Raw genomic sequence first — 26,663 nt, 5'->3', positions numbered from 1 at the left:
GACTCAGGTCCGCCGGCTTGCGCGCTGACTGCGATAAGTATCAAGCACCACCGCCACCACGATGACCGCGCCGGTGATGATGCGCTTGGTCGGCTCGGTCGCGCCAATCTGCGCCAGACCGGCCGCCAGCACGGAAATGATCAACACCCCGAAAAACGTACTGATGACCGAACCGCGGCCGCCCATCAGACTGGTGCCGCCGATGACCACGGCAGCGATTACTTGCAGCTCCAGTCCGGAACCGGCATTCGGGTCCGCCGCCTCCAGACGGGAAATCTGAAACAACGCGGCGATACCGGCCAGCAGTCCCATCAGACTGAACACCAGAATCTTGTAGGGCTTTGGATTGATCCCTGCCAGACGCACCGCTTCTTCGTTGGTGCCGATGCCGATCAGGTAGCGACCGAACACGGTACGAGTCAGCACGGCCTGGGCGACGATGATGATCAGCAAGGCAATGATGAACGACGGCGAGATGCCGAAGGCAATCGGGTTGGACAACCAGGCAAATGCATCACCGATGTAGGCCGTGCGCGAACCGGTCATCTGGTACGCCACGCCACGGGCCATTTCCAGCACGCCGAGGGACACGATGAACGATGGAATCCGCCACGCCACAGTGATCGAGCCGGTGATGGTCCCGGCCAGCGCCGCTGCTCCCATTCCCAGCAACGCCGCAGGCAGCACGCTCCAGCCCCAGCCGAGAATCGCCACGCTGACCGTCGATGCCGCGAGGGCCAATACCGAGCCCACCGACAGATCGATACCGCCGATGATCAAGACGAACGTCATGCCGACCGCCAGCACCATCAAATCGGGGATCTGGTTGGCCAGGGTGCTGAAGGTGTCGTAAGACAGGAAATGGCTGCTCAGGACCGAGAACAGCGCGACCATTGCCAGCAAGGCGCCGGCCAGGCCCAGATAAGTGCCGAGACCGTAGAAGTTGCCACTGCGTTTGCCAGCGGACGTTGCAGTTGTCATGGGAGATCCCTAGGCGCGGCTTCGTTGAGCAGCGCGTCACGTTTTTGGTAGCCGGCGAAAGCGGCCGCAAGCAAATCATCCTGGGTCCAGCTGTCGCGTTCGAACGTATCGATCAGGCGCCCCGCAGACAGCACGCCGATCCGGTCGCAGATCAACATCAGCTCACGCAGGTCGCTGGACACCACCACCAGCGCCTTGCCCTGACGGGTCAGTTCGCCGAGCAGTGCATAGATGTCGAACTTGGCGCCGACGTCGATGCCACGGGTCGGCTCGTCGAACAGCAGCACCGAGCAATCGCGTTCCAGCCAACGGCCGATCACGACTTTCTGCTGGTTGCCGCCCGACAGTTCCGAGACCAGTTGCGTCGGGCTGGAACTGCGGATGTGCATGGCGTCGATCTGACGCTGGGCCAGGGCCATCTCGTCACCCTTGTTGACCAAGCCGCCGCTGGAAATGACCGGCATGTTACCCAAGGCGATGTTGGCGCTGATCGATTGGGTCAGCAGTAAGCCTTCGCCTTTGCGGTCTTCGGTGATCAGGGCGATGCCGTGACCGACCGCGTCAGCCGGTGAACGAATACTCACGACTTGCGCCGGCGAACCCAGGGCCACCGTGCCGCTGTCCGCGGTATCGGCGCCGAAAATCAGGCGCAGCAACTCGGTGCGCCCTGCCCCGATCAAACCTGAAATGCCGAAGATCTCGCCCGTGCGCACTTCGAAAGACACGTCGCGAACCTTGTCCGAGCGCGTCAGCCCTTTGACCGTCAACGCCGGAGCGCCAATCTTGCGCGGCCCCATGTCGATGTGTTCGCCGAGTTCTCGACCGACCATCAACGTGACCAGTTGCTCACTGTTGTAATTGGCCATCGGCTCGACGCAGACCAGGTTGCCGTCGCGCAATACCGCAATGCGCTGGGCCACTCGCGCCAGCTCTTCGAGGCGGTGGGAAATGTAGATGATCGACACGCCGCGCGCCTGCAGTCGAGTGATCTGCTCGAACAGCATCTCCACTTCACGGGCCGTCAACATTGCGGTCGGTTCATCGAGGATCAGCACATGGCAATCGCCGATCAGGTTGCGTGCAATCTCGACCATTTGCTGGTGACCGATGCCCAGCTCACCGACCAGTGTGTCCGGATCGATCGCATCGAGCCCGACCTGCGCCATGGCCTCGATTGCCGCCTTGCGCAGTTGCTTGCGGCTGATCCAGCCGCCGCTGTTGGGCAGGTTGTCGAGGAACAGGTTTTCCGCCACCGACAGGGTCGGCAGCAGATTGAGTTCTTGCATGACCATGCGGATGCCCAGGTCTTCAGCCTGGGTGCGGCTGCCGGGGCGGTAATCCTGACCCTGGAATTGCATCTGGCCGGTGGTCGGTGTGACCAGCCCGCCAATGATTTTCGACAGGGTGCTTTTACCCGCGCCGTTCTCGCCGGTCAGCGCCAGCACTTCACCGCGCATCAGCGTCAGGTCGATGCCGGTCAGGACCGGTTGGGCGTAGGTCTTACCGATACCGCTGACCGAGAGGACAGCGTTCGGGGCGGAAACTGACATAAAAACTCTCCATGCGCTCGCCCTGCCGGGCGAGCACCGTTATGTCGCCAGAAGGACTACTTGGTCACCAGCTCTACCGGAGTTTCGATGACGCTGTTGACGCCGCTGTCGACGTTCTCGCCCTTGACGATTTTCAGCGCAGTCTCGATGCCGAACACGGCTTGCTTGGCTGCAAACTGGTCAGCGGTGGCCAGCACGCGGCCGTCCTTGAGCATGGGCTTGATCGCGTTGATGTTGTCGTAACCGACCACTTGCACTTTGCCGGCCTTGCCTGCGGCACGTACGGCAGACACTGCGCCGACTGCCATGCTGTCATTGCCGGCCAGCAAGGCTTTGACATTCGGGTATTCGCTGAGGATCGACGCGGCGACTTTGTTGCCTTTGTCGATCTCCCAGTCACCGGACTGCAGAGAGACAACCTTGATCTGTGCCGCTTCCATCGCATCCTTAAAGCCTGCGGTGCGGGCCTGGGCGTTGGTGGTCGTGGAAACGCCTTCAATGATGCCGACTTCGTCACCGGCCTTCAGTTGCTTGGCCAGGTATTCGCCCACCAGACGCGCGCCTTTGCGGTTATCCGGACCTACGAACGGAACGGTGATGTTCTTGCTCTTGACCACGGCCGGGTCCAGCTGGTTGTCGATGTTGATCACGGTGATACCGGCATCGATGGCTTTCTTGATCACGGGCACCATGGCTTTGGAGTCAGCGGGCGCGATGACCAGCGCATTGACCTTGGCCAGAATCATTTGCTCGACGATGCGCGTCTGGCCAGCCGTGTCTGTTTCGTCCTTGATGCCGTTGGAGATCAGCTCGAAATCGCCGGAGTGGTCTTTCTGGTAAGCCTTGGCGCCGTCTTCCATGGTCAGGAAGAATTCGTTGGCCAGGGATTTCATGACCAGCGCGACTTTAGGTTTTTCAGGGGTTTCGGCGAAGGCCGAAGAGACGGGCAACGTGGCGGATGCGACAGCCAGCATAGCGACAGCGAGAAGACGTCCAGCGAATGGCAGCTTCATGAGTTCACTCCGATCTTATGATTATTGTGAGCAACGCTTGCGCTGGGCGTAGGCTTCATCGCACTTATCAATGAACGAGCCTTACGGAGCACCGCGCAAACGTTTGCGAGATCGAACTATGCGAACCCAGCCGCTATTTGTCAACGACCGGAAACAACCATTTTGTGGTTCAGTGGGCAACAAACGGGCAATCGTGTCACGCGGTGGTGCTGACGACATTACCGGCAGTGGAGCCTTCGGTTAATGCTTTTGCCAAGGCACCGGCCACTTGAGCAATGGCGCCGGCGGTATTGGCAATCTGTTGTTGGACCGACATGACGGCGGTGGCTTTGGCTTCCGGCGATGAGTAAGACGCTACCTGAGTCGCCGCCAGTTGCTGCTGTTGTTCGCGCAGTTGCTGTTGCAGTTCCTGCATCCGCTTGAGCAGCATCTGCACCGCAATGCTTTGACTGCTACCGGCGCTTTCGGTTTTTGAAGTGCCCTGCCCGGCCCCACCGAGGCTGACGGTTTTTTTGTCGCCCTCGTCGACGCCCAACCGTTGCGCTGCGCCTTCGGCCGTGGTGTCACTCAAGGCATCAGCTGTCACCGCAGATTTGCCTGCGATGTTGACAACAGCGGCGTTTGGAAAACCGACAGTAAACGACATATGAGCTCCATTAAAAAGGTCCTTTAAGGAAGCATCGACCTGCGGGCGGGTTTCTTTAGCCTTGATTCAAGATCCGGCAAGACGACTTGTTCAACAGAGGCTGTAGGACTTTTCGGAGAGCCGAACATAAACATCAAACATATTCGGAAACCCGGACGACCTGGCGTGGCATCGCCGCGGACTTCATTCACAAATATTTATACAAATCATGATGTTAAAAGGTTTTTCAGATTCAAAGTGTGACTGGTACAGATCCTGCTCTTCTCTTGTACCCCAAGCGTTCAGATCGGCCTGGGGCGCATCTAGATGAACCTGCATCAGCACCGTCTCACTACTAGAGAGAAAAATAATGACATCTGCTTTCAAGACCTTTGTTCCGGGCGCCTTGGCCCTCCTGCTGCTCCTGCCTACTGCCCTTCAGGCGAAAGAAGTCGACACCCAACAGAAACTGGCGAACGTGGTGATCCTGGCCACCGGCGGCACCATTGCCGGCGCCGGCGCGAGCGCGGCCAACAGCGCAACCTATCAAGCGGCGAAAGTCGGCATCGAACAACTGATCGCCGGCGTTCCGGAATTGAGCCAGTTGGCCAACGTGCGTGGCGAACAGGTCATGCAGATCGCGTCCGAAAGCATTACCAACGACAACCTGCTGCAACTGGGTCGTCGCGTGGCCGAACTGGCCGACAGTAAAGACGTCGACGGCATCGTCATCACCCACGGCACCGACACCCTGGAAGAAACCGCCTACTTCCTGAACCTGGTGGAAAAAACCGACAAGCCGATCATCGTCGTCGGTTCCATGCGCCCGGGCACCGCGATGTCCGCCGACGGCATGCTCAACCTGTACAACGCCGTGGCCGTGGCCAGCAGCAAAGAAGCACGTGGCAAAGGCGTGCTGGTGACCATGAACGATGAAATCCAGTCGGGTCGCGATGTCAGCAAGATGATCAACATCAAGACCGAGGCCTTCAAAAGTGCCTGGGGTCCTCTGGGCATGGTGGTCGAAGGCAAATCCTACTGGTTCCGCTTGCCAGCCAAGCGCCACACCATGGATTCGGAATTCGACATCAAAACCATCAAGAGCCTGCCTGACGTGGAAATCGCCTACTCCTATGGCAATGTCAGCGATACCGCCTACAAAGCCCTGGCTCAGTCGGGCGCCAAAGCCATCATCCACGCCGGCACCGGCAATGGCTCGGTGTCTTCGCGGGTCGTGCCTACCCTGCAAGCCCTGCGCAAGGATGGCGTACAGATCATTCGTTCTTCCCATGTCAACGCCGGTGGTTTCGTCCTGCGTAACGCCGAACAGCCTGACGACAAGTACGACTGGGTCGTGGCACATGACCTGAACCCGCAAAAGGCGCGCATCCTGGCCATGGTCGCGCTGACCAAGACTAATGACAGCAAAGAGCTACAACGGATGTTCTGGGAATACTGATTCGCCCTCGCCCGACCGGCTCCGGTCGGGCACCGCTTTCTCCTTTCGCTAACATTCTGGTCTGATCAAAAAACTTCCTTCGTCCTACACCAAACGGAAAAAACTGCTGTCAGAGGATTTTCTTGGATTTTAAGCAGTTGCGAAAATGCCTACAGTTAAATACTGTATGCACGTACAGCTTAATAAGGATAATTCCGTGGCCACCACCTCCGCCTCTCCTGACGCCTATGAACGCCTGGGTATGCGCGTTCAGAAAATCATCAATTCACCCACCGCCCAAAAAGCCAAAGCCGCACTGATCTTCCGCCTCCCGGACGAGCCAGTGGATGAGTGGGAACGCTTGCTCGAAGAAATCGATGAGAACGACAACGTCACGCTCGCTTATCGCGACGATGGCGGTGTGCAGATTTTCTGGGTTGTACCGAAGGAAGATTGAGTCAATGAGTGTCCGTTGTTTTGCGTTGCTGTTTCTGTTCTTCGCCGTGGGCGCGCAGGCTGCCGCTCCCCGAACCTTCAACGAAGCCAAGAAAGTCGCCTGGAAGCTATACGCCCCGCAATCGACCGAATTCTATTGCGGCTGCAAATACACCGGCAACAAGGTCGACCTCGCCGCCTGCGGCTATGTCCCGCGAAAAAACGCCAAGCGCGCCTCGCGCATCGAGTGGGAGCACATTGTTCCGGCCTGGCAGATCGGCCACCAACGTCAGTGCTGGCAAGAAGGCGGGCGCAAGAACTGCACGCGCTACGACCCGGTTTATCAGAAGGCCGAAGCCGATCTGCATAACCTGGTGCCGAGCATCGGTGAGGTGAACGGCGATCGCAGCAATTTCAGTTTCGGCTGGCTGCCGGTGCAAACGGGTCAATACGGTTCGTGCCTGACCCAGGTCGACTTCAAGGCGAAGAAGGTCATGCCCCGCCCTTCCATTCGCGGCATGATCGCCCGGACGTATTTCTACATGAGCAAGCAGTACGGTTTAAGGTTGTCGAAACAGGATCGCCAACTGTACGAAGCCTGGAACAAAACCTATCCGGTGCAGACCTGGGAGCGTCAGCGTAATCAGAGCGTGGCGTGCGTGATGGGGCGCGGTAACGCGTTTGTCGGGCCGGTCGACTTGAAAGCCTGCGGTTGAGCGCTCGCTGAAAATACAAAGGCCTCGGGCGTGAAACCCGAGGCCTTTTTTGTTTCTAACGACCGACCGCGTTGTTACTGAGTGACCGGGCGCTCGACGATCAGCGATTCGATGTTCATTTTTTTCGCCCGAACCAGCGCCGCAGTCAAATCCGCCTGCCTCGCTTCAGCCTCGGCTTTCGAATTGAATGGCCCGACCAAAATCCGGGTTTTGCCATTTTCAGTGACGACATTGGCAATGAACGCGTGTTCGATCAACCAGCCGCTGAGGTCGCTGACCGCCTGAGGCGTTTCACCTCGCACTTCGAGATCCCATTGTGGCGCGGATGCCGCCGCCGGCGCAGTCGTCGTTACTGGCTGCGGCTTTGGCGCGTCGACGCTCTTGCCCTCACCGCATCCCGCCAACGCCAGTACCGCGATTACCAAGACCATTTTGCGCACAATGCTTCCCTCTAAATGCTTAAAACGCAGATTTTATCATTCATGAATACTTCCCGAGTGCCGCAAAATGGGCTTAAAACAACGAGAATGATGGTTGCGGCCTCTGTATAGTTACGCCTTGGGAATTAATGCAGCATCTGCGCGTCAGAAAGAGGCACCCAAACCGTGAGACTTCGCACTAATCTATACATACCACCGACCTCTGCACTGTTCGAATCAGGTGCCCTACAAAGCAATCAAGGAGAAGACCATGCTGATACTCACCCGCAAAGTCGGTGAAAGCATAAACATTGGTGATGACATTACGATCACTATTCTGGGCGTAAGCGGCCAGCAAGTCAGGATCGGCATCAACGCCCCGAAAGACGTTGCGGTGCACCGCGAAGAAATTTATCAACGCATTCAGGCTGGCCTGACCGCCCCGGACAAGCCACAGTCCTGAATCCTGTTGCATCAGTAGCCAGCTCGTTCGCCACGGCTGGCTAGAGATTCAAGCGCCGCATCGCCTTCCCGTTACGCGCTCGCCCCCTTCTTGAGAAGTCCTGGCATTCTTTTGCAATGCCGTCAGGAACCCGCAGCCGATCTTGCTCGGCTAACCAAACGTCACGCCGCGCGCCATGCCTGTGGCTGCCACGACCATCAGCAACACCAACAGCGCTTCGATATGGCTGATCCGCGCAAACAGCTTTGCACGGCCGGCGTCGATCGCCGCGCCACGCCCCAGCGCGATCCGCCATTTGATCAGCGTCACCATCGGTGCAATTTCCAGCAACAGGATGAGGACGAAAAGCGTCATCTTGAGATGGAACAGGGGCTGGTGAAGATAGTAGTCAGTGCCCTTTTCATACCCGCCAAAGGCGCGCATCCCACCAGTGATCAGCAGAACGACGGCAGAAATGCCCCACAGGTTATCCGCGATCAAAACGCTGCGAGCATCCCCCATCCCGGCAGCGAGACGCCGTAAAGCCGTGCCACGAGTCAGCACTGCCCAGAAACCCAAGGCAAATGCCAAGAGATGAACCGCCGCAAGAAACCAGTGAGCCAGCATCGAGATACCCCTGTCAGGACGAAGTTGAAATAATCTGTCAGTAGTAGCCTATGAACCGCCGGCTTGCACCGCGACATTCCTCTCACACCTTTTGCAGGGTCCACGTGCAAAGAGCCCAGCGCGATGGCTGGGCTCTGGTCATTTTCTGTTTTCCATCATCTTGTCAGCGAGCGCTTTGGCCCGTTCAATCAACAGGTTCTGCCTGTCTTCGTGAGTAGCCCCTCCGACAATGGGTGCCGTCAGATTGCTTTCTGCAATCAACGCAGCGCAGAAGTATTGATCCCAAACAGTTCTGTTCTCAGAGGTCTGTTTGTTCATTTGGTCGGCGATCATATGCGGCTCCTTTTGATGAGGTAGCGCCCCTAGTCTACGCCCGAATCGAAAACAAACTGCGCCATGGAGACATTCGGCAAGCGCTGTCAGCGAAGGGAATAATGCAAAGGGACCCATCTTTTGATGGGCCCTTCCGCAGACGGTTTTTTGTTGGCCGACGCGATCGGACTCCGGCAATGACTAAACGCTACTCCGCGGCATACTTCGCGCCGTGCGGGTCGTTTAGTTTTGCCTGCAACAGGCCCCACTCACGCGCAATGATCGAGTAAGGAACAAAGAGACTGATCCTTTCGGCCATCTTTATGCCGGGATGGAAGCTCACATCGTTCAGTGTGGTGGAGTAAAAACCGATATTGATACCGACAACACTTCCGTCGCTGCCAATAACTGGCCCACCCGACATTCCCTGGACCAGCGGGGCATCATGGATGGCATAGAGATCGCCGCTGTGTTCGGCAGCATTAACAAAAGGCGTTGGATACACCTTGCCTTTGCCGGTGGTGGTCACCAGATAAGGGCTCGCCCCCACGGCCGTAATGCTCTCGCCGACACGCGGTGCGCGCCATGACGGGTAACGACCATTGGCTTTGTGCTGGATGAAAACGAGATCGCAGCCTGTGCTGCAGCTGTATTTCACGTTGGAGACCAGCGGAGTGTGGCGGGTAGTGACGGCGTAGTCCTCGTTCCATTGCACGGCCGAGGCCATATAGACATAGGGCAAAGGAAAGCCTGAGAAGACGACAAAGTACGAATCGTTAGTAGGCCCCGAAAGATCGGGTTTGACGAAACCGTTGCATCCTGCAGTTATAGCTCCTATTAAAAAGCAGGCCATGATCTTGATCATGATGTTTCACCGACTTATAGGGAGAATATGACTGTTTTTTGTTGTCAGTTTTTTGTCATTTATCGGGTAGTAGTTCTCCTCGCCGCTTGTTCTAGTTGGACGCTTGGTTACTTATGGCTGATGTTGCAAAGACGCGTATGAATGAATTGCACTAAGCCTAATTGCTTTTCGATCCACCTCATTAGTGCAAATAATTGGCGCCGAAAAAACGTCAGAACAAGAGCAAAAGGAAAGGGCCTCTATCGTGTAATGCGCGCAATAGTTAAACCAATGCTGGGCCAGGGCTGCCTGGAAGCAGCCCCAGCCCGCCGCCAGCGTGTCAGTCGGACCCAGCATTCATTTTGATCTGCTCAAGAGTATTTTCCAGAACAATCACTTTCCGAATCAGTGCAAACTTGGATCCATCATCCAGCTCTCCGGCAGACATACTTGTTAAAGCACGCTCCATGCGAGCGACAATCTCGCTATTCAGGCTTCGCCTATTCATTTCAGCGGCGCGCCTTAATCTGAGATGTAGATCTTCAGGCAGTCGAAGAACAAATGTATCGAGTGCGTTAGTCACCCTTTTATCCCTTAGTAAAAATCAGCGCCGAATAGCTTGATGCCTGACAGCTTGTGTTTCATATAGGACTTTTCTGAATTTAACGCTGGATTTTTCCCACAGTCGATACCTCCAGTCGGAATCCAGGAACCGCCTACCGTGAGAACATCAGTCACATCACCCCGGCCAATTTCCAGCGGAATTCACGAAAACGGGATCAGCTGGGCGCCACTAAAGGCAGGCATAATTCAGGTCGTCCTGTTCCAACAGCCGAACGGGTACGGCTTCCGGCATACGCCAGCGTATCCCTCGCCGCACGCGATGGCCTTGACATCGTTTACGCAGTCCAGGCCACGGCAATCTGCCCAGCGACACTTTCACCCTGTGCCTATCCCCACAGCGCGCGAGCTAAAATGTCGCGGTCTTTGTCGGTGGCTGACATAACTTTTCTCCAGGCGAAAAAAAGCCCGCACAGAGCGGGCGTTTAATAAGCGAGCGTTATAGGGCAGTGATGACCATAATCACATCATGAGCGAATTTTTCTAATAGCCTCCACCAACCGCCACCCCTTCGAAGAGACCACGGCTTTATAAAGACTGGTAACTTGATTGAGCTGCTCGGCAAGCGTCGCCACCTCATCTTTGAGCCTGTGATTTTCCAGAATCAAGGAGTCGGCTTTTGAATCCTGCTCCATATCGCACAGAGTTACGTCAGGGATATCAGCGACTTCCGGAATCATCTGCACTGGCTTATCTTCGAAGCGGGAGGCCCGAAAGGAGAATAGGGGAACCAACTCGTTCTTTATGAAGAAGGCGTTCACATGTGATGACACATCGTAAACATAACCGAGACCCGAGAGCTTGTGGCGGATTTCACCGAAGTCCAAATGCCCGATTTCAATGCAAAAAACGTCAGGGAGTACTTCGCAGCCATACATGCCATCTATAACAGACAGTTCATGACCCTCGACATCTAAAACAAGAAGATCGACGTGAGAAATATTGTTACGTTTAATAAATTCAGGCCACGTCAACAGATCTACTTCGACGTGAACAAATTTACAGCCTCCTGCTTCCAGCATCGACAGGTGCTTCTCGGTATGCGCGAGTGACCCGTTCGTACAGTCAACACCAAAATCTGGATGGTCTACAGCTTTAAACGTCGCAGTGCCGATTTTGTCTGAGAGTGCAAAATTGAGATTAGTAGATTCCGGACGATTCTTGCATAGATTTTCATATACCCAAGGCACTGGTTCGACATTGTAGCCTTTCCAACCCATAGTCTCTTCAAAGAATTTACAAGAGTTTTCGGTTAAGCCGTCGAATGCTCCACACTCGACAAAAACGCCTTTTATACCTTCGTCCTTGAAATATCTTTCGAAAATGAATTTATCGACTTGAGGTTCAAATTGCCCATAGAATTTATGCATGCGCGAGTCCAGCACCAAGGGTTTCAAAGACCAATGATACTACCCCACCGACACCGAAAATGGTACGCCATCCCGGCGCTTGCCTGCATTACTCCTCACCGCTGGTAGCCGATCATCCTGAGGGTTAATCGCTGATGCTCGGGAGGATCTGCAGCAGTTGCTGCGCGGTAACGAGGTTGCTTTCCGCCGCACAAAAAAAAACCTGCTCAGCGGCGGGCTATTGAATCGTTAATACCAACTCGGGGCTAAGTGGAAACTTCTGCTCATTCGTTGAAATTTTCGTAAGCTTTTGCGATGGGCTTTTTAATACAGCACCCAAGTGCTATGGCGTAACTGTAGATTCAAGTTGAAGTATTTGCCTCGAGACCTATACGCCAACTTGTAGAAAACAAACAAATACCACTTCAACTTCTGCCGTCATTAGCATAGACCGTTTACCTAAGTTACGATAATAAGGCCCTGCACCTGTAGACATGAACATTATGAATTTTGCTCCAAAGTATTGAGCAACTAAAACCGAAATTTCCGAAATGCCTCGAGAGGCATTATCGAATTCTATTTTTTATGGCTTTCAAGGACCCAGCTCGACGCCAAGCTGCACTGGAACACTGTGACGACGGACCGCCTGACCAAGTCAATCACCCAGGCGGTCGGAACACGGCGATGCCTCGGTGGTTTACATGAAGGTGAAAGCCAACCTGAAGGTGCAGCGCGCTGGTCGCTTGCTCAACCACCACACAACAAAAAAGGGCCCACCTTTCGGTGAGCCCTTCTAGACCGCCCAGCAGAGCGGATTTTGTTTGGTAGGCGCGATTGGACTCGAACCAACGACCCCCACCATGTCAAGGTGGTGCTCTAACCAACTGAGCTACGTGCCTGCTGTGAGGCGGCATTCTACGGAATTCCGGAGGGGTGTCAACACCTTTTTTCGAGCTAACCCTATGAATATGCAAAATATTTAATTTTGCTGCTGCGAAGAAGAATTTCCGGTGGCTGGCGGTGGTTTTTTAAGTCGGGTAGGATCGATGCACTCGTAAAATATATTAAACAGAGGCAGCAGGATGGCGAACACTCCTTACCCAGAGTCCTATTACGCCGCATCGGCCAATGCGGTTCCGCCGCGCCCGGCCCTGCAGGACGACGTAGAGACTGATGTCTGTGTGATCGGCGCCGGTTACACCGGGCTGTCCTCTGCCCTGTTTCTGCTGGAGAACGGTTTTCGGGTGACGGTCCTGGAAGCGGCCAAGGTGGGTTTTGGTGCGTCGGGGCGCAATGGCGGCCAGATCGTTAACAGCTATAGCCGCGATATCGATGTGATTGAGCGCAGCGTTGGTCCCAGGCAGGCGCAGTTGTTGGGGCAGATGGCGTTCGAGGGCGCGCGGATCATACGTGAGCGGATCGCCAAATATAATATCCAGTGCGACTTGAAGGACGGCGGGGTGTTCGCCGCCATCACCGCCAAACAGATGGGCCACCTGGAATCCCAGAAACGTCTGTGGGAGCGTTTCGGTCACACGCAGCTGGAGTTGATGGATCAGCGTCGCATCCGTGAAGTGGTGGGCTGCGATCAATACATCGGCGGCATGCTCGACATCAGCGGCGGGCACATTCATCCGCTTAACCTGGCGCTGGGCGAAGCAGCGGCTGTGGAGTCGCTGGGTGGCACCCTCTATGAGCAGTCGCCGGCGGTGCGCATCGAGCGCGGCGCGAATCCGGTGGTGCATACGCCGCAGGGCAAGGTCAGGGCGAAGTTCATCATCGTTGCGGGCAACGCGTACCTGGGCAATCTGGTGCCGGAGCTGGCGGCCAAATCGATGCCTTGCGGGACTCAGGTGATCACCACGGAACCGTTGGGCGAGGCATTGGCGAAAAGCCTGCTGCCCCAGGATTACTGTGTCGAGGACTGTAATTACCTGCTCGACTACTACCGTTTGAGCGGCGACAAGCGCCTGATCTTTGGCGGCGGTGTGGTGTATGGCGCGCGAGACCCGGCGAACATCGAGGCGATCATTCGACCGAAGATGCTCAAGGCCTTCCCGCAGCTCAAGGACGTGAAAATCGACTACGCCTGGACAGGCAATTTCCTGCTGACGCTGTCGCGTCTTCCTCAGGTCGGACGCATTGGCGACAACATTTACTATTCCCAGGGTTGCAGCGGCCACGGGGTGACGTACACCCACTTGGCGGGCAAGGTGCTGGCAGAGGCATTGCGCGGGCAGGCTGAGCGATTTGATGCGTTTGCCGATTTGCCGCATTACCCGTTCCCGGGCGGACAAATGCTGCGCACGCCGTTCGCGGCGTTGGGTGCCTGGTATTACGGGTTGCGCGACAAATTCGGCTACTGATCGACACCGCAATCTTTTGTGGGAGCGGGCTTGCTCGCGAAAGCGATTTGACAGTCGACATTGATGTTGAAGGTAACGGCCTCTTCGCGAGCAAGCCCACTCCCACATTAGAGACGTGTCAGAGCCTGTCCCGGGGGATGCCGCTGCGGATTCGCAGGATGTCGGCGAGGACGGCCAGAGCGATTTCTGCCGGGGTTTTGCTGCCCAGGTTCAGGCCGATGGGCGCGTGAATACGAGCGAGCTCGACTTCCCCTAGCCCACCAATCCGGCGCAACCGTTCGAAGCGTTTCTGCGAGGTTTCCAGGGAGCCCATCACGCCGATGTAAAACGCGTCGGTGCGTACCGCCTCCATCATCGCCAGGTCATCGATGCGCGGATCATGGGTCAGCGCCACCACTGCTGTGTCGCTATGGCAGCCGCCGTCAGCGATAAACACCGACGGCAACTGGCGGCGAATCTCGACGTTTTCCAGCACCACGCCTTCCAGCACTTCGTCCCGTGGGTCACAGAGAATCACCTCGAAACCAAGCCCCACCGCAAACTCCGCACACGCCTGAGCGACGCTGGAATACCCCGCCAGCAGCAAACGCTGAGCCGCCCCGACGCGCACACGCACTCGATCGATCTCACGCTCGATGCGCACGCCCTGCTCGCGATCTGCGAACAGGCTGCGCGCACCGCTGGCCAGATCGACCTCGCGGATCAAGCGACGCTGGCCCAACAGCGCCGACTCCAATTCCCGTAAATGCGCCTGAACCTCACAATCCGACTCAAGCTTCTCCACCAGCACCTCGAGCACGCCGCCACAGGGCAAGTTCACCCGGGAGCGCGGATCGTCGCCTTCGCCGTAACGAACGACATTCACCGCGTCCCGGAAAGCGCCCTCGGCGACGCGTTCAAGGAAATCTTCCTCGACGCACCCCCCGGACAGCGAGCCGATCCATTGCCCATCAACATTCACCGCCAGCAACGAGCCCGGCGCACGCGGCGCCGAACCATAGGTGGCGAGCACCGTGCACAACCACACACGCTGACCGGCAACAGACCATTGCAGCGCCCGCCGCACCACCTGCAGATCGAGATGCTGCATGTCAGTGCGCCTTGTGCTCGGCCGGTGGTGCGTCCGCTTGCAGCTTCTGCACATCACTCAGCGCCAGCTCAGCCGACTGACCACCCCAACCCTGACGCAGGTAATTCAGCAGATCGGTCAGTTGCTCGTGGCTGAGTTTGTCGGCAAACCCCGGCATCGGTTGCATGCGTTCGAACCCGGCAAATTTCTGTTCGCCGATCCCGTCCTCGATCACCCGCAACAGGTTGCGTGGGTCTTCCAGGCGCAACGTGGTGTTGCCGCGCATGGCCACCGCGATGTGCGGCTTGCCCTCGCCGTCGGCCGCGTGGCAACCGGCGCAGACGTTCAGGTAGTCCTGACGACCGCGCTGGGCACTCGGGCTGAGCTTGTCCAGCGGCACTTCGGTCAGCGTCTTCGCCGCTGGCGGTTGATCGCCGAGCAGATACGTCGCCATCGCCGCCAGGTCCGGGTCATTGAGGCTCTGGGTGCTGTTGTGGAACACCGGGAACATCTCGTTAAACATCGTGCCCTGGGCGCTCATGCCGTGCTTGAGGAAGGTGCTCAGGTCTTGATGATTCCAGCCGCGCGCCGCCAGGTCATTGGCCAGCAGGCTCGGCGCCAGGTAGCCGTTGAGCAGGCCGCCGGTCATGCGTTTGTCCTGTTGCATCGCGCCGGGCAAGCCGCGTGGCGTGTGGCATTCGCCGCAGTGCCCCAGCACGTCGACCATGTATTGGCCGCGCTTGAACGCTTCACTTTTGCCTTCGGTGGACGCCAGTTTCACGTCCTTGCCGTAGAGCATGTTCCAGCCCATCAACCCGAGCCGCACGTTGAACGGAAAGCTCAAGCTCGTCACCGGCGCAGCACGCTCGATCGGCTCGACGGTTTTCAGGTAGGCGTGAATCGCGTCCGAGTCTTCACGCGGCATCAGGTGATACGAGGTGTAGGGCATCGCCGGGTACAGGTTCGCACCATCCCGGCGCTTGCCTTCGGTGAGCGCGGCGAAGAATTCGTCGTCGCTGTACAAACCGATGCCGTGCTCTTTGCTCGGGGTGATGTTGGTGCCGTAGATCGTGCCGAACGGCGAAACGATCGGCAGGCCGCCCGCGTACGGCGCACCACCCGGAGCGGTGTGGCAAGCCATGCAGTCGGCAGCGCGAGCGAGGTATTCGCCGCGAGCCACTTGATCATCCGCCTGAGCCAGAAACACCGGCGCAGTCAGGCCGACCGCCAACGCCAGGCGGGAAAGTAGTTGCTTCATGCTTAACCCTCCTTGACCAGGCCGAGATCGGTCAGCACGTTGCGCGTCGCGCTGTAGTAGCGCACGTAGCCGGTGCAGCGGCAGACGTGGTGACCGAGGCTGTCTTCGATGACTTGCTCCAGCTGGCTTTTAACGATCGGCTGACGCTGCAGCTTTTCCACCAACACCGTCGCGGCATTCACAAAGCCCGGCGCGCAGTAGCTGCACTGGAAAGCGAATTCATCGACGAAGCGCTGCTGGATCGGGCTCAGCTGCGTGACCTTGCCCTGCTCATCGCGGGTCGCATGACCTTCGATGGTCCGCACTTTCTTGCCTTCGAAATAGTGCGCGCCGGTGATGCAGGTGCGCACTTCTTCGCTGGTGCCGTCGGGGTTGTCGACGATCACCACGCAGGCATGGCAGATGCCCTGGCCGCAACCCAGACGCGAGCCGGTGAGGTTTTTGTATTCGTGCAGGTAATCGATCATCGGCAGGTCATCAGGGATGTCCACCGGGCCGACGGATTGACCGTTGAGGGTCAGTTGAAGCGGACGGTTAGCCATTGAGGGCCTCCTTGATGCGGGCAGAAGTGATAGGCAGGTCGCGGACCCGTTTTCCGATGGCGTGGGCCACGGCGTTACCGATGGCGCCGACCACCGGGATCATCACCACTTCGGCAATGCCCTTGGACGGGTCGCTCGGCGACAGCGGCGGCAGGATCTCGGCCGTCTGGTTCCAGACCGCAACGTGCCGGGCCATCGGCAGGCGGTAACGGTTGAAGTTCCAGTCACCCTCTCCCGGCCCTCCTTCGTACAGCGGCATTTCTTCGAGCAGCGCATGGCCGATGCCCATGGCGATCCCGCCTTCGAGCTGGCCCTTGACCAGTTCTTCCACCAGCACCCGACCGCACTCGACCCACGAGTGATGGTTGAGCACTTGCACTTCGGCGGAGCCCTTGTTCACTTTCACTTCCACCAGCGTCGCGACCGGGCTGTAGTAAGTCACCGCCGCGTTGTTCAACTGGGTGTCCGGGTAGTGGATGTTCTGGCGGTCGAGCAGATGGAAACCGGCGCTGGTCATCTGCGCCATCTTTGCGCTCGGTGCACCGTCGCCGTACTTCACTGCCAGGCCGTCCAGCGGCAAACGCTCGCGCACGCCGTCGATGCTGAACTCGGCCTCGGCCCAGCTCCAGCGGTTGAACCCGTGCACGGTCGCGCCGGTCACCAGACCTTTTTCGTGGGCATGTTTGGCCAGCTGTTCAAAGCTCAGCGGCTGCATGCCGTTGGCGGTGAGTTTGCCGTCGACCCAATGCGCATCTTCGCGACGCACCACGTACGGGTTGGCCTGGCCGCCATAAGGCCCCTGCCCCCAGATCTGCAACGCCGCCGGCCATAAGCCGTGGTTGAACAGCACGCGCGCCGCTTCTCGGGTGGCGTGGCTGAAGTAGTAGGCGGAATTGGTCGCCGACGACGCCGACGCGAGTTTGCCGACCCAGCGCGGATTGCGCAGGAAACCGTCTTGTTCGGCCTGGCTCATGATGTACGGGTTGCCGCCAGTGATCAGCTGCAACTCTTTCCATTCGGTTTCGCCGGTCTTCACTTCGTGCGCCGGGTTGCCGAGGAAATCGGCCACCACCATTGCTTGCGAAGTGGACATGCCGGTGCCGATCTCGATGCCGATGTGGCGCAGGTGGATGCGGCCTTCAGCGCTGAACTCGATGCTGGCCATCGGCGCTTCGGAACCGGTGCCGAAGTCTTTCTGGCAGATGGCGAAACCGACGCCGTACCAGTGATCCGGGTCTGCGGCTTCGCGTTGCAGCTTGAGCAGGTCGCGCTTTTTCCAGACATCGTGAGCGGCGGCCTTGTCGAGAATCTCGTGCAGGCGCAAGGCGCCTGCCGGTACGGCGCCCTGGGTGTTTTTCATGCCCGACCGCAGGGCGTTCTTCTTGCGCAGGTCGATGGCGTCGATGCCGAGGCGTTCGGCAATTTCGTCGACCATCATCTCAGTGGAGGCCATGCTTTGCAGCGTGCCGTAACCGCGCATCGACCCCGCCTCAACGGCGCGGGAATGGTAGGCCGTGACCTGCAAATCGTTCTGCGGCATGTAGTAGATCGACTGCGCCGCCGTGGCGCCAACCGCTGCCACTGACGGGCTGTAGTTGATCCGCCCGCCGCCGTCGACGCTCATCTCGGCGCGGAAAATCTTGAAGCTGTGATCGGTCTTGTCCACGGCCAATTGGTAGCGGATGTCGAACGGGTGACGCTTGATGCCGCTCTGGAATTGCTCGTAGCGATCGTTGGCCAGACGTACCGGCACGCCGGCGCCGTACAACGCGGCCAACGCGGCGTAGTAGACGAAAATATTGTGGTCTTTCGAACCGTAACCCACGGTGTAACCGGGGTGCATATTCAGGTTGGCCAGGCCGAAACGGGACGGCGCGATCATCTTCGCGGTTTCCGTCGCGGTTTCCAGCGGGCACTGCGTGGCGACCACGAAGTGCAGGGTCTTGGACGCCGGGTCGTACCAGCCGTTGCCGTTGTCCGGCTCCATCGCGGCCGGTTCGATCGATGGGGTTTTGTAGCGTTCGTCGAACACCAGCCAGTTGTCCGGTGGCGTATCGATCTGCTGCTGCATGCGCTCGGCGTAAAACAGCCCGCGCTCAGTCAGGTTGCCGTGCAGGTTCGGTTGGGAATTCCACACTGGGCGACGGTTTTTCAGCATCGGGAACAGGATCGAATCCTTGAGGCTGGCGAATTCATCTTCGTCCGCCGAGGTCGCACCGCCGACCCGTACGTAGCGGAAGCTGCCGTACGGATCGCCTTCGTAGAACGGCACCTGGTCGCCGTAACGAATCGCCTTGTCATTGAACTTGAGCTTGGCCTTGGCCTGGCGGAAACGCTCGAAGTCGTTCCAGATCAGGATCGCCACCGGGTGACCGATGAACATCGGCACCTTGCCTTCCGGCAGCAGCGGATCAGGCGCGTGTTCTTCCGGGAAAGCGATGCCGTCCTTGTCCAGGTCGGCGGCGGTGACGATGCGGTCAGGCTGCAAGTCGGCGCCGAGCCACGACAGGTCTATGCCTGCGTAGATGCGGTCGGCCTTGGTGATTTTCAGCAACATGGCATGGCCCTGTTGCTGTGGCCACCCCGGCATGTCCTTGGCGCGGATGTCGCGGGCAAAAACCTTGCTGCCGCAGACCTTGGACAAGGCATCGTTACGCGCACGCGCCTTGCCGTTGTTACCGAGCCATTGCTCGGACGGCACGGTCACGCTGTTTTCCATCAAGGCAGCCAGCGCCTGGGAGCTGAGCGGCGTGAGCGTCACGCTCACACCCGCTACCAGCCCGCCCTGAAGGAACGAGCGCCGGGATATTTCACGGTTGGACATGGATCATCCTCTGGGCGGTTATGGGTCCGCCCTTTTGGTAATGTTCTGGGGATATCGAGTCTTGCAGAAGCGCTTTTGGACGAAACAAAAGGCTGAATTTGACAGTGCAAAGCTGACCGAAAGGTTAACTTTAAAGGTTTCTGCGCTTTTGGAAAACAACTGGTTACAAAAATCTGACCGATGAATCAAAAAATACTGCTGCGTTGCGCTGCAATAAATTGATGAAAAATGCGGATCTTCAGTAGGAGCGAGGCACCCCTAGCTGCGTAGGGCTTCGAGCCTTTTGAGGAATTCCGTACGGCGGCGTTGGTCGGTTTCTTCCTTGGCCAATAACTCGGGCAACAGTTCGGCCGCTCGCCCGGCGTCGAGGATGAAGACGCCGTCGTCGTCACCGATGGCCAGGTCTCCCGGTTGCACTCGCGCCTCGCCGACCTGGATCGGCTGATTGACTTCACCTTGGGCACCGATACCGCGAGTGGTGAATGAACTGACGTTACGGCAAAACACCGGTAACCCATGAAGTCGCAAGGCGCTGACATCGGTCACGGCGCCCGACACCACCACCCCGGCCAGTCCCTTGATCAGTCCGGCCAGGGTGCGCAATTCACCCCAGCAGCCGCATTCTTCGTCGCCCACGCATTCGATCACCAACACGTCACCCGGCTGACTCAGCAACAGCGCTTCACGCAAAATACTGCCATCCGGCGGGAAGACTTTGACCGTGACGACGTTACCGACCATGCGGATGTCGTTGAACAGCGGCTTGATGCCGCGCAGGAAGCCACGGTCGGAAAAATGGCCGAGGGTGGACGACGGGATCGTCCGGTACTGGGCGATCAATTCCGGGCTGAGGTGTTGTTGGCGGGGGCTAATCTGATCACTCATCGGCACTTTTTCCCCGGACGTAGCAATGGGCAGGTCGAGCAGTATTCAGCGGGCTCGGTGGCCAGGTAATAGAAACAGCAAGTCCGGCGAAAGCGAATGCTACGTTGCCCTTCATCCACCAGCGTCGGCGGTCGGCGAAAATGGCTCAGCGGGTTGTAATCGAGGCCGAACAGCGCCGGCTCGGCTTGTGTCAGCAACCACTGGAAGTCCGTTTCACAGCGCTCGCGAATCAGCGGATCGTCGATTTTTGCCATACGTTTTTCGTACAGCGAATACACGCGCACAGCGGTGTTTTCCCAGAGGATGCGCCGGGAAACGCCAGTGACTTTATTGAAGGTTTGCCACAGCGGTTTCAGCAGCCCGGCAAACAGCGCCTGCACCAGCGCTTCACGCCAGGCCTCGCGTTCATTCGCCCCATAGGTCAGCGGCTGGCCGTGAAGCAGCGGCATCGAGGACGTCCACAAGCCGTCATCGTGACCGTATTCAACAATCGAATTGTCCAGCGACAGCAGCAGCCCTTTGTCGTACGCCGACATCGCGTACAGGCACGCGCCAGTCGCCAGAAACGACAACCGCTTGCCCAGCAACGAGGCGGTGATCGCCCGGGTCGGCGAGCCGATTACCGGACCCAAGGCGTCCAGCAGTTGCTCGCACACGTCCTCCTGCAACAAGTCCCGGGCCAGCAGCGAACGCAACGGGTCGCGCTCTTCGCTGTCCTTGAGCCGCAAGCCACCGGACAACACCGCCCACTCTGGCGCCGTGAAATGACCGGCCAGATTCATTGCGGCAGTTCCCGGCCAAACGGAATGCACAACGGCGTGCCGAAGAACGGATCGGGAATGATCCGGCAATTGAGGTCGAACACGGTTTTGACCAGCGCCTCGGTCAACACCTCCTCCGGCCTGCCCTGGGCAAACGCCGTCTGGTTGTGCACCGCCACCATGTGGTCGGCGTAACGACAGGCCAGATTGAGGTCGTGCAGCACCATGATGATGGTTTTGTTTTCGAGCCGATTGAGGTCGCGCAGCAGGTCCAGCACTTCGATCTGGTGCGACAGGTCGAGGAAGGTGGTCGGCTCGTCGAGCAGCACGATGCCGGTGTCCTGGGCCAGGGTCATGGCGATCCACGCACGCTGGCGCTGGCCGCCGGACAACGCGTCCACCGGCCGGTCCGCCAGGGCCAGCAGGCTGGTCTGCGCCAGCGCGCGGTTGACCATGGCTTCGTCTTCCGCCGACCACTGTTGCATCCAGCTCTGATACGGGTAGCGCCCCAACGCCACCAATTGCCGGACAGTGATGCCCTCCGGCGCACTGGGCGTCTGCGGCAAAATCGCCAACTCCCGGGCCACGGCGGCGGTGGATTTCTGCTGGATATCCACACCGTTGAGAATCACCGAGCCCTGCTGCGGTTTCAGCAGCCGGGCGAAGGATTTGAGCAAGGTGCTTTTGCCGCAGCCGTTGCTGCCAATCAATACCGAAATCTTGCCCTTGGGCAGTTGCATGTCCAGCGTGTCAATAATCACCTGGCGCTGATAACTCAGGGTCAGGCCGCGACTTGCAATCGACGTCATACGTTGCATTCCTTAATGACGCTGTTTAATCAACAAATAGAGAAAAAAGGGCGTGCCCAGCACCGCGACAAAAATCCCGGCGGGCAGGTCCAGCGGCAAAAACAGCGTGCGCCCGGCGAGGTCGGCCAGCACCACCAGGTTCGCGCCGACCAGCGCAGACATCACCGCCTGACCGCCGAACCCCGGCGCCACCAGGCGCTTGGCAATGTGCGGCGCAATCAGCCCGACAAACGCAATCGCCCCGCCCCAGGCAATCGCGGCTCCGGCCAACGCGACGCTGACCAGCAACAAACCGGCGCGCAGCCATTGCACGCGTACGCCAATGCCCTGGGCCAGGTTGTCATCCAGTTGCTGCACCATCACCTGCCGGGCCAGCAGCACCAGCAACGGACAAATGCCCAACAACCAGCGACCCAGCGCCAGCGGTTCCGGCCAACTGGCACCGTACACGCTGCCGGTCAGCCAAACGTAGGCGGACAAGGTCGTGGTCAGCGGGCTGAAGACCAGAATGAAAGTGGTCGCGGCGGTCAACATCGCGGAGATGCCGACGCCGATCAACACCAGCCGCAGCGGTGAAGCGCCCTGTTTCCAGGCCAGCAGATAGATCGCCAATGCCGCCAGCCCGGCGCCAAGCATCGCCGCCAGTGGCAGATACTGTTGCCCCAGCGCCACCGAGAAAAACGACAAATACAACACCGCCGCCGCGCTTGCACCACTGGTAATGCCCAGCAGGTCCGGCGAGGCCAGCGGGTTGCGGATGATGCTTTGCAGAATCAGCCCCGACACCGACAATGCTGCCCCGACCAACGCTGCCAGCAGCATGCGCGGAAAGCGCAGTTGCTCGACGATGAAGGTCAGGCTGGCGTCCTGGTTGGACAGCAATATTCGCAGCACTTCCAGCGGCGACAACATGACTTTGCCCAGCGACAGCGAACCGAGCATGATCAGCGCGGTCACCGCCACGGCCGCGAGCAAGCGCCACAAGGTGGCGATGTTGATCCGCCGGGAAAACCCGCTGTAGCGCCAGGTCAGCACCTTATCCATAACGACCTCCACGCCGGGCCAGCAGGATAAAAAACGGTGCACCGAACAGCGCGGTCATCACGCCCACCGGCACCTCTTGCGGCAAGATCAGCACCCGCGACAAGGTATCGGCCAGCAGCAGAACAATCGCGCCGAGCAATGCGCATCCCGGCAGCAACCAGCGATGGTCGATGGATAAACCTTTGCGCACCATGTGCGGCACCAGCAAACCGATAAAACCGATGCTACCGGCCAACGCCACCGCGCTGCCCGCCAGGCACACCACCAGCACGGCCATCAGCAACCGGATCATCCCGGTTCGCTGGCCAAGGCCGGTGGCAATTTCCTCGCCGGCGTTCAGCACATTGACCTGTCCCGCCAGCAACATCGCGCCGAACAACCCGAGTACGCCACACAACAGCAACGGCGCGGCGACCGACAGGCTGCGTTCGGTCAACGAGCCCGCCATCCAGAACAGCACCGTATCCAGTCCATCTTGATTGACCACCAGCAACGCCTGGCTGAACGCCGAGAACAACGCCGCCATCGCCGCGCCCGCCAGTACGATGCGCAACGGACTGAGACTGCCCTGCCCCATGTTGCCGATCAGCCACACCAGACTGCCGGCCACCGCCGCGCCGATAAACGCGCACCACAGCCAGGCATCCGGGGACGCCAGGGAGAACAGTGAGGAACCGAGGATGATGAAAAACGTCGCCCCGGCGTTGATCCCGAACAGTCCGGGGGACGCCAGCGGATTGCGCGTCAGCGCCTGCATCAAGGCGCCGGCCACCGCCAGGCTCGCGCCCACGGCCATCGCCATCAAGGTGCGTGACAGCCGCGTGGTGGTCACCAGCACATGACTGATGCTCAACGGATCGGGATGCACGAACGCCGCCGCAATCTGCGACAACGGAATCCAGGTCGCGCCCACCGCCAGGCTCAATACGCAGCACAGCAGCAACACAACGCCGGCACTCCACATCTTTAACGCGTTACTCATGAGGCCGCGTCCGCCGGGACCAGCCGAGTCACGTCATCAAGCATCAGGTTTGCCCCCAGCATGCCGCCCGACAGGCTCCAGGCCACGCCGTTAACTCGCCACACCTGCCCCTGCTGCGGCGCGCGCATTTGCTGCCACAGCGGATGCTGCACCAGGCTTTCATAATTTCGCTGCACTGCTGCTTTCTCCGCGCGCAGGAAGACAAAGAAAATATCGGCATTCACCACGGCAAGGCTCTCCTTGCTGGTGATTTTGATCGACACCCCGCTCGCCGCCCGACTGGCATCACTCCAGTTGAAACCCAACTCGGTGATCACCGACCCCGGAAAACTCGCCGGCAGATAACTGCGGATGTGGTCCTCGCGGACATCCAGGATCGACACCGTGGGCGGCCAGCGCCCGGCAAACTTCTGCTGCAGTTGCAGACGCAGTTGCGCCACATGCAGTTGCCATTGAGCCAGCACGTCGTCGGCTCGCTGCTGTCGGTACAGGGCAATGCCCATCAACGCCAAGGTCTTTTTGAACTCGAACACTTCTTCCAGCATCACCACCGGGGCGATCTGCTTGAGCAACGGTGCGATGCGTTCGTGGCGAAACTGCGAAGCGACGATCACGTCGGGCTTGAGCAGCGCGATGTCCTCAAGGCTGGGCTGGGTCTCCAGCCCCACATGGGGCACCTGATCCAGCGCCCAACGCAAATAGTGAAAGGTCGGTTTCTCGCTCCAGGAATCAACGATGCCGCACGGCGTCACGCCCAACGCCACGGCGCTGTCGGTGGCACCCTGAAACAGGGTGATCACCCGCAGCGGCGTGGCGTCGGTCTGCGCCCACGCCGGTATCGAATACCGCAGTGCAAGCATGCCCAAAGACAGGCGCAACAGCGTGCGCCTGGAGGGATGACAGTGAGCGTCAGGCTTCATTATTCAACCGGTGGAAAGGGTTCACCACCTGGCCTTTGCCGAACGGCATGCTGCCGGGGCCGCCCGCTCGCTCGATCATCGGCGTGAGCAGCAATTTCTGCGGCCAGTGGGGTGCTTCGAACAATTGCTGTTTAATCATCGCCCGAGCTTCGGTGTCGAAGTCGATGGTGTCAATCAACTCGTTCAATACTTCGCCCATTGCCGTCCACAACGCGGTGGCTGGCACCGCGTAAACCTGCGCCAACGTATCGATGATCGCGCGGAAGTTGACCTGAATACCGAGGGTCTGCAACCAGAACAACAGGTCTTCCGGACGCTCGTGATACAGGGTGTTGGCGTGGCCCTTCTTCAGTCGGTACGCCGGATCGGCCAGGCCGTTGCGCTCCAGCCATGGCACGAAGATGCGCAACGAATCGTGATCGCGCAGCAACAGCCCTTGGGCGTAACCCGCCTTCCACACCAGCACCGCGTTTTGCCCGTGGATTTCCCCGAGCATGCCGATGCGGAACATCCGCAGGTTGATCTCGAAGAAGCTGTGGCACAGCTCGCGGAACAGTGTCATCACCGAAGTGGCGTTGGCCGGCAATTGGCGGTAGGCCATCCAGTCATCGAAAAAGTGCTGGTTGCTGCCGGGCAACGGCGTACCGAGGGCGGCCATCGGCACCAGTCGGGTGTCCGGATCTTCCAGCAGCGCAGGTGGATAGCCACGGACCATGGCTGACAGGTGACGCGGCGCTTCGTCGAACAGCGTGGCGTCCGGCGGCATGAAGGCCCACCACTTGGTTTCGTCGCACAGGTGCAGCGACTGTTGCAGGGTTTGATCCTTGCCCAGTGCCTGACGCAACAGCGCTTCACTCAAGCCGCCGTTGATCATTTTCACTGCCGGCAGATAACGCGAGGCGCCGAGGGAATAGATTGCCATCGGCAACTTGAGGTAGTCAGCGCTGTTGAAGCACGGCGTCATCGAGCGCAACGACGAGGTGGCGAAGAAATCACCGTCGGTGAAGTCCAGTCGATGGCAGTCACCCTTGGCAAAGGCGTCGCTGAGTTGCGCGTCCAGCACGTGCTCGAACTGCCACGGGTGCACCGGCAGCGCGATATGGCTGTCGAAAATCCCCCGTTGCTGCATCTCGTGTTGCAGGCCGGCCTGTAACGCGAACGGCAGCACATACTCGGCGGGATTATGCTGCGCCAGGTCGGTCACGCCGTCGCCGCATTGCAGCAACGTGCGGTCGATGGCGACCCAGTTCAGCGCCACTGGCCGGGCGAATTCCGCCTGGTACTGCTGATATTCCGCATCGTTCAAACCCTGCTTGGCTTTGGCCAGCGGATGGTAGGGACGATCACGCAGCGAAGCCCACTGCTCCATGGTCAGGAAAAAATCCGCGTTGCTCTTTTCCAGCAAATGTCCGCTGTCGACCTTGTGCGCCAGGGACAACTCGGTTTGGCGAACGCTGGTGCGCAGCACGTCGAGGAACAGCGCAAAGCCTTTTTCATTGTCCTGATAGCGGTCGGTCATCCCGGCCAGCACCTGGGTCATGAAGGCTTCGGGCGACAGTTCCGTCAGTTGCTCATTCTGCCGACCGAACACCGGCGTGCCCGGCACTTTTTCCCATTGCTGGGTGATGCCGGGGCGCAGGGCCACGAAGATCGAACCCTGTGGCTCGTTTCGCCATTCCCACAGGCGTTGCTCGGCGCTCAAACCGCTAAACGGCTGGTCTGCTGCGGGCACCTTCAGGTTCAGCGGTTCGGTCCCGAAAAAATGCTCGGCCAGCAAACAATCGACCAGATCCTGCATCACTCGGTCGGCGGCCATTGTGGTGAAGTTCAT

At 58.9% G+C, this 26,663-nt stretch carries 26 protein-coding genes, 1 tRNA gene and 1 pseudogene; 5 read left to right on the top strand and 23 right to left on the bottom strand.

From position 1 onward, the window contains the following. Window positions 1–3: 3 nt before the first annotated feature. From ACA057_RS10585 to ACA057_RS10570, 4 genes are all read right to left on the bottom strand, one after another. The gene (locus ACA057_RS10585) at window positions 4–981 is read right to left on the bottom strand and encodes an ABC transporter permease (protein WP_497348088.1); all 978 of its coding nucleotides are present in this window, start codon (window positions 979–981) and stop codon (window positions 4–6) included. Then, the gene (locus ACA057_RS10580) at window positions 978–2,531 is read right to left on the bottom strand and encodes a sugar ABC transporter ATP-binding protein (RefSeq protein WP_497348086.1); all 1,554 of its coding nucleotides are present in this window, start codon (window positions 2,529–2,531) and stop codon (window positions 978–980) included. The genes ACA057_RS10585 and ACA057_RS10580 overlap by 4 nt, the downstream gene beginning before the upstream one ends. Window positions 2,532–2,587: 56 nt before the next feature. Beyond that, window positions 2,588–3,544, bottom strand: coding sequence for a sugar ABC transporter substrate-binding protein (locus ACA057_RS10575; protein WP_497348084.1), 957 nt, complete (start codon window positions 3,542–3,544; stop codon window positions 2,588–2,590). Window positions 3,545–3,740: 196 nt separating this feature from the next. Further along, window positions 3,741–4,190, bottom strand: a complete 450-nt coding sequence (locus ACA057_RS10570; protein WP_497348082.1) for a hypothetical protein — start codon at window positions 4,188–4,190, stop codon at window positions 3,741–3,743. A 349-nt stretch (window positions 4,191–4,539) separates the two neighbouring features. Between ACA057_RS10570 and ACA057_RS10565 the strand changes: the two genes are divergently transcribed. The 3 genes from ACA057_RS10565 to ACA057_RS10555 all read left to right on the top strand — a co-directional run bounded on the left by ACA057_RS10565 (window position 4,540) and on the right by ACA057_RS10555 (window position 6,758). After that, window positions 4,540–5,628, top strand: a complete 1,089-nt coding sequence (locus ACA057_RS10565) for an asparaginase (protein ID WP_497348080.1) — start codon at window positions 4,540–4,542, stop codon at window positions 5,626–5,628. Window positions 5,629–5,773: 145 nt separating this feature from the next. Continuing rightward, complete coding sequence (locus ACA057_RS10560) at window positions 5,774–6,064, top strand: DUF1654 domain-containing protein (RefSeq protein WP_059404391.1); 291 nt, start codon at window positions 5,774–5,776, stop codon at window positions 6,062–6,064. 4 nt (window positions 6,065–6,068) lie between these two features. Beyond that, window positions 6,069–6,758, top strand: coding sequence for an endonuclease (locus tag ACA057_RS10555; protein WP_497348078.1), 690 nt, complete (start codon window positions 6,069–6,071; stop codon window positions 6,756–6,758). A gap of 74 nt (window positions 6,759–6,832) precedes the next feature. On the opposite strand, the gene ACA057_RS10550 is transcribed toward ACA057_RS10555, so the two are convergent. Beyond that, window positions 6,833–7,198, bottom strand: coding sequence for an SPOR domain-containing protein (locus ACA057_RS10550; RefSeq protein WP_497348076.1), 366 nt, complete (start codon window positions 7,196–7,198; stop codon window positions 6,833–6,835). A gap of 250 nt (window positions 7,199–7,448) precedes the next feature. Here ACA057_RS10550 and csrA point away from each other — a divergent pair, with 250 nt between their 5' ends. Then, entirely contained in the window at window positions 7,449–7,640 is a 192-nt protein-coding gene (gene csrA, locus ACA057_RS10545; protein ID WP_008028241.1) for a carbon storage regulator CsrA, read from the top strand. 150 nt (window positions 7,641–7,790) lie between these two features. Here csrA and ACA057_RS10540 read toward each other — a convergent pair whose 3' ends face one another. The 7 genes and pseudogenes from ACA057_RS10540 to ACA057_RS10510 form a co-directional block, all read right to left on the bottom strand. Continuing rightward, a complete protein-coding gene (locus tag ACA057_RS10540) occupies window positions 7,791–8,246 on the bottom strand; it encodes a DUF2214 family protein (protein ID WP_497348074.1) in 456 nt (151 codons plus the stop codon). A gap of 138 nt (window positions 8,247–8,384) precedes the next feature. Then, a complete protein-coding gene (locus ACA057_RS10535) occupies window positions 8,385–8,579 on the bottom strand; it encodes a hypothetical protein (RefSeq protein WP_497348072.1) in 195 nt (64 codons plus the stop codon). A 187-nt stretch (window positions 8,580–8,766) separates the two neighbouring features. Then, on the bottom strand, window positions 8,767–9,423 hold the full coding sequence (locus tag ACA057_RS10530) for a serine protease (RefSeq protein ID WP_497348070.1): 657 nt from the start codon (window positions 9,421–9,423) through the stop codon (window positions 8,767–8,769). Window positions 9,424–9,742: 319 nt separating this feature from the next. Continuing rightward, the gene (locus tag ACA057_RS10525) at window positions 9,743–9,985 is read right to left on the bottom strand and encodes an Arc family DNA-binding protein (RefSeq protein ID WP_497348068.1); all 243 of its coding nucleotides are present in this window, start codon (window positions 9,983–9,985) and stop codon (window positions 9,743–9,745) included. 236 nt (window positions 9,986–10,221) lie between these two features. Beyond that, window positions 10,222–10,406: pseudogene (locus ACA057_RS10520) on the bottom strand (cell wall hydrolase); the annotation flags it as partial. Between the two features lie 84 nt (window positions 10,407–10,490). Then, window positions 10,491–11,393: an FkbM family methyltransferase gene (locus ACA057_RS10515; RefSeq protein WP_497348066.1), complete on the bottom strand. Its 903-nt coding sequence runs from the start codon at window positions 11,391–11,393 to the stop codon at window positions 10,491–10,493. An 801-nt stretch (window positions 11,394–12,194) separates the two neighbouring features. Beyond that, a tRNA-Val gene (locus ACA057_RS10510) sits at window positions 12,195–12,271 on the bottom strand. A gap of 183 nt (window positions 12,272–12,454) precedes the next feature. Between ACA057_RS10510 and ACA057_RS10505 the strand changes: the two genes are divergently transcribed. Continuing rightward, window positions 12,455–13,738 (top strand): NAD(P)/FAD-dependent oxidoreductase, encoded by a 1,284-nt coding sequence (locus ACA057_RS10505; protein ID WP_497348064.1) that lies wholly within the window; start codon window positions 12,455–12,457, stop codon window positions 13,736–13,738. 118 nt (window positions 13,739–13,856) lie between these two features. Here ACA057_RS10505 and ACA057_RS10500 read toward each other — a convergent pair whose 3' ends face one another. The 11 genes from ACA057_RS10500 to ACA057_RS10450 all read right to left on the bottom strand — a co-directional run bounded on the left by ACA057_RS10500 (window position 13,857) and on the right by ACA057_RS10450 (window position 26,663). Continuing rightward, window positions 13,857–14,828 carry an XdhC family protein gene (locus tag ACA057_RS10500; protein ID WP_497348062.1) on the bottom strand — a complete coding sequence of 324 codons (972 nt, stop codon included), beginning with the start codon at window positions 14,826–14,828 and terminating at the stop codon, window positions 13,857–13,859. A 1-nt stretch (window position 14,829) separates the two neighbouring features. Beyond that, window positions 14,830–16,065, bottom strand: coding sequence for a c-type cytochrome (locus tag ACA057_RS10495; protein WP_497348060.1), 1,236 nt, complete (start codon window positions 16,063–16,065; stop codon window positions 14,830–14,832). Between the two features lie 2 nt (window positions 16,066–16,067). Then, window positions 16,068–16,607: a (2Fe-2S)-binding protein gene (locus tag ACA057_RS10490; RefSeq protein WP_497348058.1), complete on the bottom strand. Its 540-nt coding sequence runs from the start codon at window positions 16,605–16,607 to the stop codon at window positions 16,068–16,070. Next, window positions 16,600–19,431, bottom strand: coding sequence for a xanthine dehydrogenase family protein molybdopterin-binding subunit (locus ACA057_RS10485; RefSeq protein WP_497348056.1), 2,832 nt, complete (start codon window positions 19,429–19,431; stop codon window positions 16,600–16,602). The genes ACA057_RS10490 and ACA057_RS10485 overlap by 8 nt, the downstream gene beginning before the upstream one ends. 258 nt (window positions 19,432–19,689) lie before the next feature. Then, window positions 19,690–20,316: an RraA family protein gene (locus ACA057_RS10480; RefSeq protein ID WP_497348054.1), complete on the bottom strand. Its 627-nt coding sequence runs from the start codon at window positions 20,314–20,316 to the stop codon at window positions 19,690–19,692. After that, on the bottom strand, window positions 20,313–21,098 hold the full coding sequence (locus tag ACA057_RS10475) for an IucA/IucC family C-terminal-domain containing protein (protein WP_497348052.1): 786 nt from the start codon (window positions 21,096–21,098) through the stop codon (window positions 20,313–20,315). Before ACA057_RS10475 ends, ACA057_RS10480 begins: the two co-directional genes overlap by 4 nt. Further along, a complete protein-coding gene (locus ACA057_RS10470) occupies window positions 21,095–21,886 on the bottom strand; it encodes an ABC transporter ATP-binding protein (protein ID WP_497348050.1) in 792 nt (263 codons plus the stop codon). Before ACA057_RS10470 ends, ACA057_RS10475 begins: the two co-directional genes overlap by 4 nt. 12 nt (window positions 21,887–21,898) lie before the next feature. After that, window positions 21,899–22,930, bottom strand: coding sequence for a FecCD family ABC transporter permease (locus ACA057_RS10465; RefSeq protein WP_497348048.1), 1,032 nt, complete (start codon window positions 22,928–22,930; stop codon window positions 21,899–21,901). Then, window positions 22,923–23,912, bottom strand: a complete 990-nt coding sequence (locus ACA057_RS10460; protein ID WP_497348046.1) for a FecCD family ABC transporter permease — start codon at window positions 23,910–23,912, stop codon at window positions 22,923–22,925. Before ACA057_RS10460 ends, ACA057_RS10465 begins: the two co-directional genes overlap by 8 nt. After that, a complete protein-coding gene (locus ACA057_RS10455) occupies window positions 23,909–24,832 on the bottom strand; it encodes an ABC transporter substrate-binding protein (protein ID WP_497348044.1) in 924 nt (307 codons plus the stop codon). The genes ACA057_RS10460 and ACA057_RS10455 overlap by 4 nt, the downstream gene beginning before the upstream one ends. Next, entirely contained in the window at window positions 24,822–26,663 is a 1,842-nt protein-coding gene (locus ACA057_RS10450) for an IucA/IucC family protein (RefSeq protein ID WP_497348042.1), read from the bottom strand. Before ACA057_RS10450 ends, ACA057_RS10455 begins: the two co-directional genes overlap by 11 nt.

The sequence above is a fragment of the Pseudomonas sp. LBUM1661 genome (genome assembly GCF_059695925.1).
Note: the sequence above shows the minus strand (reverse complement) of the source record. Positions and strands in the feature narration are given on the sequence as shown.